The organism is Hyunsoonleella rubra (assembly GCF_042684665.1).
Classification (GTDB): domain Bacteria; phylum Bacteroidota; class Bacteroidia; order Flavobacteriales; family Flavobacteriaceae; genus Jejuia; species Jejuia rubra.
Genome location: NZ_JBHULY010000028.1, coordinates 1 through 12,834, shown reverse-complemented (window position 1 = coordinate 12,834; position 12,834 = coordinate 1). Strand labels below are relative to the sequence as shown.

At 40.0% G+C, this 12,834-nt stretch carries 9 protein-coding genes; 6 read left to right on the top strand and 3 right to left on the bottom strand.

Annotated elements, in window-relative coordinates; translation table 11 throughout:
• The first annotated feature begins 3 nt into the window (after positions 1 to 3).
• The 6 genes from ACFSR8_RS12565 (at position 4) to ACFSR8_RS12540 (ending at position 8,079) form a co-directional block, all read left to right on the top strand.
• A complete protein-coding gene (locus ACFSR8_RS12565) occupies positions 4 to 2,412 on the top strand; it encodes a 3-hydroxyacyl-CoA dehydrogenase/enoyl-CoA hydratase family protein (RefSeq protein WP_380292549.1) in 2,409 nt (802 codons plus the stop codon).
• A gap of 132 nt (positions 2,413 to 2,544) precedes the next feature.
• Positions 2,545 to 3,738: an acetyl-CoA C-acyltransferase gene (locus ACFSR8_RS12560; RefSeq protein WP_380292547.1), complete on the top strand. Its 1,194-nt coding sequence runs from the start codon at positions 2,545 to 2,547 to the stop codon at positions 3,736 to 3,738.
• Between the two features lie 9 nt (positions 3,739 to 3,747).
• Positions 3,748 to 5,559, top strand: a complete 1,812-nt coding sequence (locus ACFSR8_RS12555; RefSeq protein ID WP_380292545.1) for an acyl-CoA dehydrogenase family protein — start codon at positions 3,748 to 3,750, stop codon at positions 5,557 to 5,559.
• A gap of 88 nt (positions 5,560 to 5,647) precedes the next feature.
• Positions 5,648 to 5,842, top strand: a complete 195-nt coding sequence (locus ACFSR8_RS12550; protein ID WP_380292543.1) for a hypothetical protein — start codon at positions 5,648 to 5,650, stop codon at positions 5,840 to 5,842.
• 11 nt (positions 5,843 to 5,853) lie between these two features.
• Positions 5,854 to 7,500 (top strand): M1 family metallopeptidase, encoded by a 1,647-nt coding sequence (locus ACFSR8_RS12545; RefSeq protein ID WP_380292541.1) that lies wholly within the window; start codon positions 5,854 to 5,856, stop codon positions 7,498 to 7,500.
• A gap of 3 nt (positions 7,501 to 7,503) precedes the next feature.
• Complete coding sequence (locus tag ACFSR8_RS12540) at positions 7,504 to 8,079, top strand: YdeI/OmpD-associated family protein (protein WP_380292539.1); 576 nt, start codon at positions 7,504 to 7,506, stop codon at positions 8,077 to 8,079.
• On the opposite strand, the gene ACFSR8_RS12535 is transcribed toward ACFSR8_RS12540, so the two are convergent.
• The 3 genes from ACFSR8_RS12535 to ACFSR8_RS12525 form a co-directional block, all read right to left on the bottom strand.
• Positions 8,076 to 8,969, bottom strand: a complete 894-nt coding sequence (locus tag ACFSR8_RS12535; RefSeq protein ID WP_380292537.1) for a carbohydrate kinase family protein — start codon at positions 8,967 to 8,969, stop codon at positions 8,076 to 8,078. The genes ACFSR8_RS12540 and ACFSR8_RS12535 overlap by 4 nt on opposite strands.
• A gap of 10 nt (positions 8,970 to 8,979) precedes the next feature.
• Positions 8,980 to 10,254, bottom strand: a complete 1,275-nt coding sequence (locus ACFSR8_RS12530) for a glycosyltransferase (RefSeq protein ID WP_380292535.1) — start codon at positions 10,252 to 10,254, stop codon at positions 8,980 to 8,982.
• A gap of 139 nt (positions 10,255 to 10,393) precedes the next feature.
• The gene (locus tag ACFSR8_RS12525) at positions 10,394 to 12,475 is read right to left on the bottom strand and encodes an HAD-IIB family hydrolase (protein ID WP_380292533.1); all 2,082 of its coding nucleotides are present in this window, start codon (positions 12,473 to 12,475) and stop codon (positions 10,394 to 10,396) included.
• Positions 12,476 to 12,834: the final 359 nt, after the last annotated feature.

Genomic DNA, 12,834 nt, shown 5'->3' with positions numbered 1-12,834 from the left:
CGAATGGGTAAACGCATAATTAAAAAAGTTGCCGTAATTGGTTCTGGTATTATGGGAAGCGGTATTGCTTGTCATTTTGCCAATATTGGCGTAGAAGTATTGTTATTGGATATCGTCCCACGGGAATTGACGGAAGCTGAAAACGCGAAAGGACTCACTTTAGAGGATAAAACAGTTAGGAATCGTTTGGTAAACGATGCCCTTAAAAATGCCTTAAAATCCAAGCCCTCCCCTATTTATCATCAAAAATTTGCAAGTAGGATTACTACCGGAAATTTAGAGGACGATATCGCGAAAGTAAAGGATGTAGATTGGATTATTGAGGTGGTAGTGGAGCGTTTGGATATCAAACAAAAAGTGTTTGAAAACCTTGAAAAGCATAGAACTCCGGGTACTTTGATTACCAGTAACACTTCGGGCATTCCCATTAAATTTATGAGCGAAGGCCGAAGTGACGATTTCCAAAAGCATTTTTGTGGCACGCACTTTTTTAATCCGCCAAGATATTTAAAGCTGTTTGAAATCATTCCAGGACCGAAGACCGATGCTTCTGTTTTGGAATTCTTAAATAATTATGGTGAACAGTATCTGGGCAAAACTTCAGTAGTGGCGAAAGATACCCCAGCCTTCATAGGAAATCGCGTTGGTATTTTCAGCATTATGAGCTTGTTTCATGCGGTAAATGAGATGGGTTTGACCATTGAGGAAGTGGATAAACTTACAGGACCAGTAATTGGTCGACCAAAATCTGCCACTTTTAGAACTGTGGATGTGGTTGGTTTGGACACTTTGGTGCATGTGGCCAATGGTATTGCCGAAAACTGCAAGGATGACGAGCGGTTGGAATTGTTCAAACTTCCAGATTTTATCACAAAAATGGTGGACAATAAGTGGTTTGGCAGTAAAACAGGGCAAGGTTTTTATAAGAAAATTAAAGGCGATGGTGGCAAAAGTGAAATACTTTCTTTGGATTTGAGCAATTTGGAATACCGTTCATCCAAAAAAGCGAAATTTGCGACTTTGGAATTGACCAAACCCATTGAAAAGGTAATAGACCGATTTAAGGTACTGGTTTCTGGAAAAGATAAAGCTGGGGAATTTTATAGAAAAACATTTGGACAACTCTTTGCTTACGTAACTCACCGTATTCCAGAAATTTCAGATGAATTATACAAAATTGACGATGCCATGAAAGCTGGATTTGGCTGGGAGCATGGGCCTTTCCAAATTTGGGATACCATCGGGGTTGAAAAAGGCTTAGAATTGATAAAATCTGAAGGCTTGGAACCTGCGGATTGGGTTAACGATATGTTGAGTTCGGGAAGCAAATCCTTTTATACCGTCCAAAACGGTGCTTCCTATTATTATGATATTCCTACAAAATCTCAGGCGAAAGTCCCCGGGCAGGATGCCTTTATCATTTTGGATAATATCAGAAAATCCAATGAGGTGTTCAAAAACTCAGGTGTCGTTATTGAAGATTTGGGGGACGGTATATTAAACTGTGAGTTTCAATCGAAAATGAATACCATTGGCGGAGATGTTTTAGCAGGCTTAAACAAAGCTATCGACATTGCTGAAAAGGATTTTGACGGTCTGGTAATTGGCAACCAAGCCGCTAACTTTTCTGTTGGAGCAAATATCGGCATGATATTCATGATGGCCGTTGAGCAAGAATACGACGAATTAAACATGGCCGTAAAATATTTTCAGGACACGATGATGCGGATGCGCTATTCGGCCATTCCAACAGTATCGGCGCCTCATGGCATGTCCCTTGGAGGGGCCTGCGAACTGTCCATGCACGCTGATAAGGTCGTGGCGGCAGCTGAAACCTATATTGGTTTAGTTGAGTTTGGCGTTGGTGTTATTCCAGGTGGAGCGGGCTCTAAAGAGATGGCCCTAAGAGCATCGGACACTTTCAAAAAAGGCGATGTGGAATTGAATGTGCTTCAAGAATATTTTCTAACCATTGGTATGGCAAAGGTTTCAACCTCAGCTTATGAAGCTTACGATTTAGGTATTCTGCAAAAGGGAAAAGATGTTGTTGTAGTTAATAAAGACAGACAGATTGCTACGGCAAAGGCACACGCAAGGTTAATGGCGGACGCTGGTTATACACAACCGGTAAAACGAAAGGATGTGAAAGTATTGGGTAAGCAAGCCTTAGCCATGTTCTTGGTTGGGACGGATGCCATGGAAGACAGTAACTATATCAGCGAACATGACCAAAAGATTGCCAATAAACTAGCCTATGTAATGGCAGGAGGTGATTTATCAGAACCAACACTCGTTTCCGAGCAGTATTTGTTGGATTTGGAACGCGAGGCATTTTTAAGCCTCTGTACAGAACGCAAAACCTTGGAACGTATTCAGCATATGTTGACTAAGGGGAAACCGTTGAGGAATTAAATAAGCCCCACCTAACCTCCCCAAAGGGGAGGAAATGAGAAGGTTGATAAAAGATATTTTTTGAATAAGTAATAAATAAATTCACCCTGAGTAAGTTTCTCCCCCTTTTGGGGGAGTTAGAGGGGGCATGTTATGAAACAAGCATACATAGTAAAAGCATACAGAACCGCAGTGGGAAAGGCACCGAGGGGCGTTTTCCGATTCAAACGAACAGATGAGTTGGCCGCTGAAACCATTCAGTATATGATGAAGGAATTGCCAGAATTGGACAAAAAACGTATAGACGATGTTATTGTGGGCAACGCCATGCCAGAAGGCTCGCAGGGTCTAAATATGGCGAGGCTCATTTCCCTGATGGGACTGGATATTGTGGATGTTCCTGGGGTTACGGTCAATCGGTTTTGTTCGTCTGGGGTTGAGACCATTGCCATTGCGGCCGCTAAAATTCAAGCTGGAATGGCCGATTGCATTATTGCCGGAGGAGCCGAAAGTATGAGTGCCGTACCAATGACGGGGTTTAAAACAGAACTGAATTACGACGACATTGTAAAAAAAGGCCACGAGGAATATTACTGGGGTATGGGCAATACAGCCGAAGCCGTTGCAAAGGAATTCAAAGTGTCTCGTGAGGACCAAGATGAATTCGCTTATAATTCCCATATGAAAGCGCTAAAGGCTCAGGCTGAAAACAGATTTCAGGACCAAATTGTTCCGATTGATGTTGAACAGACCTATGTGGATGAAAATGGTAAAAAAGTAACTAAATCATACACTGTAACTAAAGACGAAGGACCTAGAAAAGGCACAAACTTGGAAGCCCTTGCAAAGTTGCGTCCGGTATTTGCTCAAGGTGGTAGTGTTACGGCGGGTAACTCTTCCCAGATGAGTGACGGTGCGGCTTTTGTGATGTTAATGAGCGAGGATATGGTTAAAGAATTAAAGCTTGAACCCATTGCCCGTTTAGTAAACTACGCCGCTGCCGGTGTTGAACCACGAATCATGGGTATCGGACCGGTTAAAGCCATTCCAAAGGCATTGGGGCTTGCCGGCCTGAAACAAAAGGATTTAGAGTTAATAGAACTCAACGAAGCCTTTGCATCCCAATCCTTGGCTGTAATTCGAGAACTGAATTTGAATCCAGATATAGTGAATGTTAATGGAGGTGCAATAGCACTTGGCCACCCCTTGGGATGTACAGGGGCTAAGCTTTCGGTGCAACTATTTGACGAAATGCGGAAACGAGATATGAAAGGTAAATATGGAGCTGTGACCATGTGCGTAGGTACTGGACAAGGCGCCTGTGGAATTTTTGAATTTTTAAACTAAAAATAAGCAATGGAAGCTCAAGAAAAAGATATTATTAGAGGTAGTCAATTTTTGGTAAAGGAAGCCAATTGCGAAGACATTTTTACACCTGAAGATTTTAACGAGGATCAGCTTATGATGAAAGAAGCGGTCACTGAGTTTGTGGATCGCGAAATATGGGCTAAAAAAGCCCAATTTGAACAAAAAGATTATGCTTTGACGGAATCCTGTATGAGACAGGCTGGTGAACTTGGATTTTTAAGCGTTTCAGTTCCAGAAGAATACGGTGGCATGGGCATGGGATTTGTTGATACGGTCTTAGTCTGCGATTTTATTTCGGGTGCGACAGGTTCTTTCAGTACAGCCTTTGGTGCGCACACCGGTATTGGCACTATGCCCATAACACTTTATGGAAATGAAGAACAAAAACAGAAATACGTTCCTAAATTGGCAACAGGTGAATGGTTTGGTTCCTATTGTTTAACGGAGCCAACGGCAGGAAGTGACGCCAATTCTGGTCGCACAAAGGCAGTGCTTTCTGAAGATGGTAAAACCTATAAAATTACCGGGCAGAAAATGTGGATTTCCAATGCGGGGTTCTGCCGTTTGATGATTGTTTTCGCTCGCATTGAAGATGACAAAAACATTACAGGCTTTATTGTGGAATACGATCCCGAAAACCCAAATGGAATTACCATGGGCGAGGAAGAGCATAAATTGGGTATTCGTGCTTCCTCTACGAGACAGGTGTTTTTTAATGATACTCTTGTGCCTGTTGAAAATATGTTATCGGAGAGAGGTAACGGTTTCAAAATTGCAATGAACGCCCTAAATGTGGGAAGAATTAAGTTGGCCGCAGCTTGTTTGGATGCACAACGACGCACCATTACGGAGTCGGTGAAATATGCCAATGAACGTATCCAGTTTAAAGTACCAATTTCGAGTTTTGGTGCTATCCGCCAAAAAATTGCAGAAATGGCCACCAACTGCTGGGTAGGCGAAGCTGCCTGTTACCGCGCATCAAAAGATATAGAAAACCGTATTGAGTTGAGAAAAAATAACGGCAAAGACTCGCATCAGGAAGCAGAGCTCAAAGGCGTTGAGGAATACGCTATCGAATGTTCGATTCTAAAAGTAGCCGTTTCTGAATTCATTCAAAATTGTACAGATGAAGGCATCCAAATTTTTGGAGGGATGGGCTTTTCAGAAGAAACACCAATAGAATCTGCTTGGAGAGACGCACGTATTTCAAGGATTTACGAAGGAACCAACGAAATCAATAGAATGCTTTGTGTAGGCATGTTAATTAAAAAAGCCATGAAGGGCCATGTAGATGTATTGACCCCCGCTATGGCCGTAAAAGAGGAATTGATGGGCATTCCTTCATTTGACGTTCCAGATTATTCGGAACTTTTCTCTGAAGAAAAAAGCATCGTTAAAAACCTAAAAAAGCTCTTTTTGATGGTAGCCGGTGCCGCATTGCAGAAATATGGCGAAAAAATTGAGCAACAACAACAATTGATGTTAGCCGCATCGGATATTATGATCCAGATTTATTTGGCAGAATCGGCTATTCTTCGTGCAGAAAAGATGGCAAAAAAAGAAGGCGAAGACAACGTAAAAGAGCAAATCGCCATGGCGAAGTTGAATTTATTTCATGCCATTGACGTTATAGAAACTGCCGGAAAACATTCCATCATTTCTTTCTCGGAAGGAGACGAGCAAAAAATGATGTTGATGGGATTAAGACGATATATCAAATATGTCAACATGCCGAATATTATTGAACTGAGGCATACTATCGCTGAGAAAGTAATTAAAGAAAATAAATATTGTTTTTGAGATTGTAATAATCTCCCCGTGACTAATTCAAATGTAAAATGCGTCTCAAATTCGGTTTTGGGGCGTTTTTTATTTAATTCAATCTTTAATGCGTATTCAGAAAATGAAAAAGGCTGAACTTGAAGGCATGGTTTTTGAAAAAGTAAACGATAACGATATGAATATTTTTATAGATATCAAAAATAAAGATGGTTCCACCGAAACTTACAAAGTCAATTATATTAAATCCTTAAGGTTGCCTCTTATTTTAAAAAACAGTAAATTCGGAGTATGTTCTGCTTAAATGAAAAGCCAATGCACAGATTTATATATGTTATTTTTCTAATTGTCATTTGTTTCACTGAAGGATTGAATGCTCAAGGCCTGCTATCGGAAAAACAGAATTTCACAAGGCAGGATACACTTCGTGGCAGTATCACCCCTGAACGGGAATGGTGGGACCTCACTTATTATCATTTGGACGTTAAAGTCCATCCCGAAAAAAAATTCATATTAGGCAAAAATACCATTCAATATAAAGTATTGAAACCCCATTCGGTAATGCAAATTGATTTGCAGGAGCCTATGCAACTTGTAAGCGCTGTTCAAAACGGGGACACTTTGGACATAAAACATGACGGGAATGCACACTTCATTTCATTGCTTCAACCTCAAGATATCGGTACCATAAACGAAATTGAAGTGTTTTATGAAGGCCAGCCCAGAGAAGCCGTCAACCCGCCATGGGATGGAGGTATTTCATGGACAAAAGACAAAAATGGGAATCACTTCATTGCATCGTCCTGTCAAGGTTTGGGTGCCAGTGTTTGGTGGCCTTGCAAGGATCATATGTACGACGAAGTAGATAGTATGAAAATAAGCGTAAATGTTCCTTCAAAATTGACCAATGTTTCAAATGGTAGATTGCAACTTGTAGAGCGCATCGGTGATACCAAAACATTTCATTGGATCGTGAAAAATCCGATTAACAATTACGGCGTCAATATCAATATTGGGGACTATGTGAATTTTTCTGAAGTGTACGACGGCATGGCTGGAAATTTGGATATGGATTATTATGTTTTAAGCTATAATTTAGATAAGGCTAAGCAGCAATTCAAACAGGCTCCAAAAATGATGAAGGCCTTTGAGCATTGGTTTGGGCAGTATCCGTTTTATGCAGACAGCTTCAAATTGGTAGAGGCACCGTACCTAGGTATGGAACACCAAAGTTCGGTCACCTATGGTAATGGTTTTCAAAATGGGTATTTGGGCAAAGATTTCTCAGGTACCGGTTGGGGATTAAAATTCGATTTTATCATCATCCACGAATCTGGGCACGAATGGTTCGCCAATAACATTACCAATAAGGACATTGCCGATATGTGGATCCATGAGAGTTTTACGGCATATTCTGAAAACCTGTATTTGGACTATCACTTTGGTAAAGAAGCATCATCGGCATATGTTATTGGTACCCGAAGGGCTATAGTCAATGACCGCCCCATCATAGGACATTACAATGTTAACAAAGAAGGCTCGGGAGATATGTATTTCAAAGGGGCTAACATGTTGCACACCCTCCGTCAATTAATCGAAGATGATGAAAAATGGCGAAAAATTCTTCGGAAAATGAATGTGGAGTTTTACCATCAAACGGTGACCACCCAACAAATCGAATCTTTTTTGAGCAAAGAAACAGGTATTGACCTGACTGAATTTTTTAATCAATATTTAAGAACCATCAAAATTCCAACACTTGAATATTCGGTAGACAAAAAAAGCTTAAAATACCGATGGACAAACATTGTTGAAGGGTTCGATATGCCCATTCAAATTGAAATCAACGGCGAAAGTCAATGGCTATTTCCGAAGGCAGACTGGAATACCTTAAAGACCGATTCAAAAATAAAATCTTTTGAAATCGACCCTGATTTTTATGTCCTTTCCAAACAGATTTAAGATTTGAAAGACTTACCTGAACTTTATTTTGAGCGCGACGCGGATTGGTACGATTGGCTATTGCGCAACCACACCAAAATTGATGGGGTTTACCTCATTTTCTATAAACTTGAAATGAATATCCCCACCATGCGATGGGAAGAAGCCGTAAAAGTGGCACTTTGTTTTGGCTGGATAGATTCTACAGTTAAAAGCTTGGGCAACGGACGACGACGCCAATATTTCTGTCCTAGAAATCCCAAAAGCACGTGGAGCGCACTTAATAAAAAATATATTGAGGAGCCAGAACAGTTAGGATTGATTCACGAATCCGGATATCAGATGATTGAATTGGCCAAAACCACCGGAACGTGGAGTGCCATGGATGATGTTGAAAACGGTATTATTCCCGAAGATCTTCAAAAGGCCTTTGATAAAAATGAGCGCGCCTTTGAAAACTACCAGAATTTTTCCAAGGGGTATAGAAAAAGTTATTTGTCTTGGTTGCGCAGTGCCAAACGCGAAACCACGCGACAGAAACGCATATCAGAAATCATTAGACTTTGCCATGAAAATATAAAATCCAGAGACTCCTATTAATCTATTCTTGGATGAATAAAGGACTTAATATCAGATTTCGACAATTTCGGGTTTGCTCCTTCGCTTTGCGCCACCAAAGCCCCTACTCCACAAGCAATGTCCAATGCTTTTTGAGGATCAACGTCATTGAGCAATTGACTAATTAATGTCCCCAAAAATGAATCACCCGCACCTACGGTATCCTTCACTTTGATTTGATAACCACTGTTGTAGTAAAGTTGGCCGTCATAAAGTAAAACGGCACCGTGCTCACCTTTTGTTACGCAAATATGCTGGGTATTGGTTTGCCTTGAAATGAACTTTAAATTCTGCTCCAGTCCATTGTATTCCGAATTCAAATAGCCTGCAACTTCGTAAAGCTCCTCATCATTAAACTTTATAAAATTGGCCTTATTCATCAGATCGATCAACATATTTTTTGAATAATGAGGTGGCCGTAAATTCAAATCGAAAACACTGTACTTTGATAAATCTAAGAGACTTAGAAGGGTTTGTTTTGAAACCTCATCCCTCGTAACCAAACTTCCAAAAACGAGGGCATCAGATGAAGCTACCTTTTCTTTTAATCCATCCGACAACTCAATTTTGTCCCATGCCCTTGGGTGTTCGATTTGATAAGTAGCAGAACCCTTCTTATTCAATGTTACGGTAACCTCTCCCGTACTGAATTTATCTTTTTTTTGTACAAACGTAGTATCAAGCCCGTTTTCAAGCATATATTCCAACAACTTTTGTCCATTTTCATCTTCTCCGATGGCACTAACTATGGCCACCTGGTTTCCAAAAGAAGCTATTCGCAAGGCAACATTCAAAGGGGCGCCACCAATTTTTTTTTCGCCATTGGGAAATATATCCCAAAGCACTTCACCGAAACAGACTATTTTGGGCATGAGCGCAAGTTTAGTAAATATTGGATTCCATAGTTTGCTGGTTAATGGAATTTCTAAACACCTGAAGCATACGTTTTGCAATACCAGTCCAACCAAAATTTCTACGAGCAAAACGTGCCCCTTCCACAGAAAGTTCATTTCTCAGGGTTGGATAAAGCAAGGGCATTGCCATCATAGCTCCAAACTCTAAGGGCCTGTGCGGATCTGCAAACAGCGCCTGATTGCCAAAATCAATCAAATCATATAACCCTCCATGCACGGTAATCACACTTGGCGTGCCACAGGCCATGGCCTCAATAGCCACCATCCCGAATGGCTCGTATCTTGACGGCATAGCGAATATATTTGCAGAACGATACACGTTGGCCAAATCTTCATCGGCTATATAATTCTTCCACTTAATTTTTTTATTTACGCCCAATTCGTTGGCCAATTCCTTCAACTTTTTAATGCCTTGCTTGTCCTGTTCAGAATCTCCACCAACCGCGGCAACTAAACGAGCTTCGGGTACTAATTCAAAAACGGTTGGCAAAGCTTTTATCAGTAAATCGTACCCTTTATTGTGCGCCATTCTTCCCAAGGCCAAAATATCGGTGGGGTGTATATCATATTTTGCTCGTATTTTATCGTTCTCTTTTGTGGGAACAGGGTAAAAGCGGTTTTCATCAATACCAGGTGGAATCATGGTACAGTTTCTTGGTAATACATCGTATTGCTGTGTCAACAAATCAACTTGTGGCAAGGTAGTAGCAATCACGTGATTACACATTTGAAATACAAAATACTCCTTTCGAATTCGCTCCTTAAAACGATAGTTTTCCTCCATTTCCTTTTCGTCCATATCGCTACCCATGGTATGCTGTTTCCACCATCCTAAGGAATGCGGCGTATGGACATGTGAAATGCCTAATTCTTCAGCAATCTTCTGACCGGCCCATCCTGCATCCCAATAATGGGAATAAATTACATCGTACTTTTTGTTCTCCTTTTTTATCGCTGCCAAGGTATTCGTAACAAATTTTTTCAAGTGGTCGTGCATATCCTCTTTTCTGATAAACTCCCTACCCCCAAAAGGGATACGCCACACACTGTAATTCTCATCTACATGGTCATACTCAGGCTGGTCTTCAAAACGTCTCGTGAGCAAATCTACTTTTTTACCTAACCTGCTAAAACGATCTGCAAGTTCGAGTACGTACACCACCTGTCCTCCCGTATCGGGTTTTCCTAGTTCTGGATTCGCGCCTACGTATCCATGTAAAGAGATCATTAAAATTGATTTCATCTGTTTAAATTTTATTGTTATATACTGGTCATGCTTCGACTACGCTCAGCACAGGGATGTAATTCGCCATTAAACATTTCGGTGGGTATTTCCACTTTGTTTGTATGGCTCATTTCATAATATGTCGTTTTAGATGTTCCTAAATTATTTTCAGGTCATGGCAAGCAGAAATATATTGTGCTGCTGACCAAGCCTGATAGGCCTTACCCATTGGTTTCCCGGTGGTACCGTGCGCCCATTCGTTAAACTCCCATTCTTCATTGATGCCTTCTTTGTTGATTAAAGCCAGTTTGTACAATTCGGCTTTGGCGATGTCCTTTAATCCCAATTTATTGACAAATTTCACCCAAAAACCACCAACGAATGGCCATATTCCACCATTGTGATAGTGGTTTGGTAAATTCAAAAGATTTACGGTATAATACGGACGCCAATCCGGGTCGCCAGGGCTTACCACAGGATATACATTCGCCACAGGATATGGGTCATTCACCCCCACTCCTAGCATAAATTTGAAGGTTTGATGTGCTTTTTCTGAATCGATAGTGCCATGTAAAAATGCCAAAATATTGCCCAAAGTATCGCAACGCCAGCTAAAATCAAATGGCGTGGTTTGCGCAATTAAATATGAGGTATCACCGAGGGTAAATTGCTTCTCTGCAAAGGATACCGATTGAAATAGCTGCTGCTGGGTGGATGGCCAAAAATTCTGAAGAATTTCTTTTTTAATGACCTGAGACCAACGGATATATTCCCCTGCCTGTTCATGATCGCCCAACATTTCCAGCATACGGCCAAAACATACATTGGAGCGATACCATAAAATTTCATCGTAAAGAATGTTGTAGCTTCTTCCAAATAAGTCAGTCCAATCTCCCGCCTCCGGGATTTCCAAAAGCGCATCATTATTACTGTCGTGCGCACCCAACCAGCGCATCGTTTCCTTAATATCTGAAATGTATTCCCTAAGGAATTTAATATCCTTGGTAACCATTACATATTCGTAAAACGCAATGACCGTCCATATACCGCTATCAATAGAACAGATGCCGCCTACTCCGGAATAATCGGGCACATTATCCTTTATCCTAACATTTGAAGGTATCTGCCCGTTTCTAGAAATATGCTCGAACAATGTGATAAGTGTTTGTCGAGCACATTTATGGATTTCTTTGTCTTTTTTGATTAATGGCAAAGCTCCAATTACAGTAATGGCACCATCTCTGGCCCAAACACTATAATAATTTTCATCCGTCCCATGTGCCACATTATCTTCTATTGAACAAGCAGAAAACCCTAATGGTGTAATATTTTTTTTCAGGGCTATAATTGCTTTTTTATAGCCTTCCTTAATAAGAGCTATTTTTTCGTCTTCATCCTCAGTAGCTATATGGCTCAATTCCTGCTGAATGAAAAAGTCTTCAGTATGATCTACATTCGTATCCACTTTGGCATCCTCTGGCAGTACTCCATAATAAATTAAACCTTCAATGATACCATCTCCCTTCTCATTTTCAGTATGATATACTTGACGATGTTTGGTATATTGGTATAACTCCTCATGGGCATTGGCTACTACTATGCCTTTAACATCCTTTACATCAAACATGGCGGAATCGTTTCCACTATCTCCAGCTACCAAAACGGCATTTGACTTTATCTTTAACTGCTTAAGCAACCATTGCAAAGCATTGGCCTTATTGGCAAACTTTGGAAGAATATCGAGAAATTTATCCCCGGAATACACCACATTAACATGCATATTAGCGTCCGCAAAATCCTGCTCAACACTTACAATTAATTCTGGAGTGGCATCATGGAAAAAATAACTACGCTTGTAAGCATGCTGGAATTTCGTGGGTTGTTCACTAATAGGATGGTCAATATTTTGAATAACATTTTCAACCGATTTCAAATCCCAACCATCATCCAAAACATCATTAAACTCCTTAACTACCTTTTTTTCCTTATAGTTGTAAATATGGGTGCCTACTCCTGAAATGATATAATCTGGTTTTGGCAGAATACCCTTGGCAATTAAATTAAGGACGTCGTCAATCAAGCGCCCAGTATTATAAGTTAAAAGAACACCATTGGGTTTATACTTTTCCCATATTTTTCGGAAGTTACTTTTGAAAGTATGAAAATCCATTAACGTGTTATCTATGTCAAATGAAAGTAACAGTATTTTTTCAGAAACGTCGGTGTTGTTTTTAGTCATACACAATTTTAAAAATTAAACGCTTTTTGCTGATATTTTGAAGAAAATAAGGCTTTATATGCCCAAAAACAAGTTAAAATGCCCTAATTCTTAAATATTTGGAATATTTTAAATACTATGACTAATAGTTATCAATACCAAAACCTACTCCAAATATTTTAGCAAATCAGCAAACGGAAAAATGCTTGATTTTAAAAAAAATGAGTGTTTCTTTATGAAGAAATACTCATTGGAACATTAATATAAAGACGCTAGAAATTCAAATTAAATCTTTATAAACTTATAATTTGAATTACCCGTTGTGCATTATGATTTAAAAGAAAAAAGTTGTTCATCTTACTGATAATCAGTAAATTGTT

Excerpts from the sequence above, each read along its gene's own strand:
- ACFSR8_RS12555 (WP_380292545.1), top strand. The coding sequence starts at position 3,748 with ATGGAAGCTCAAGAAAAAGATATTATTAGAGGTAGTCAATTTTTGGTA.
- ACFSR8_RS12565 (WP_380292549.1), top strand. The coding sequence starts at position 4 with ATGGGTAAACGCATAATTAAAAAAGTTGCCGTAATTGGTTCTGGTATT.
- ACFSR8_RS12535 (WP_380292537.1), bottom strand. The coding sequence starts at position 8,969 with ATGCCCAAAATAGTCTGTTTCGGTGAAGTGCTTTGGGATATATTTCCC.
- ACFSR8_RS12525 (WP_380292533.1), bottom strand. The coding sequence starts at position 12,475 with ATGACTAAAAACAACACCGACGTTTCTGAAAAAATACTGTTACTTTCA.
- ACFSR8_RS12560 (WP_380292547.1), top strand. The coding sequence starts at position 2,545 with ATGAAACAAGCATACATAGTAAAAGCATACAGAACCGCAGTGGGAAAG.
- ACFSR8_RS12545 (WP_380292541.1), top strand. The coding sequence starts at position 5,854 with ATGCACAGATTTATATATGTTATTTTTCTAATTGTCATTTGTTTCACT.
- ACFSR8_RS12550 (WP_380292543.1), top strand. The coding sequence starts at position 5,648 with ATGCGTATTCAGAAAATGAAAAAGGCTGAACTTGAAGGCATGGTTTTT.
- ACFSR8_RS12530 (WP_380292535.1), bottom strand. The coding sequence starts at position 10,254 with ATGAAATCAATTTTAATGATCTCTTTACATGGATACGTAGGCGCGAAT.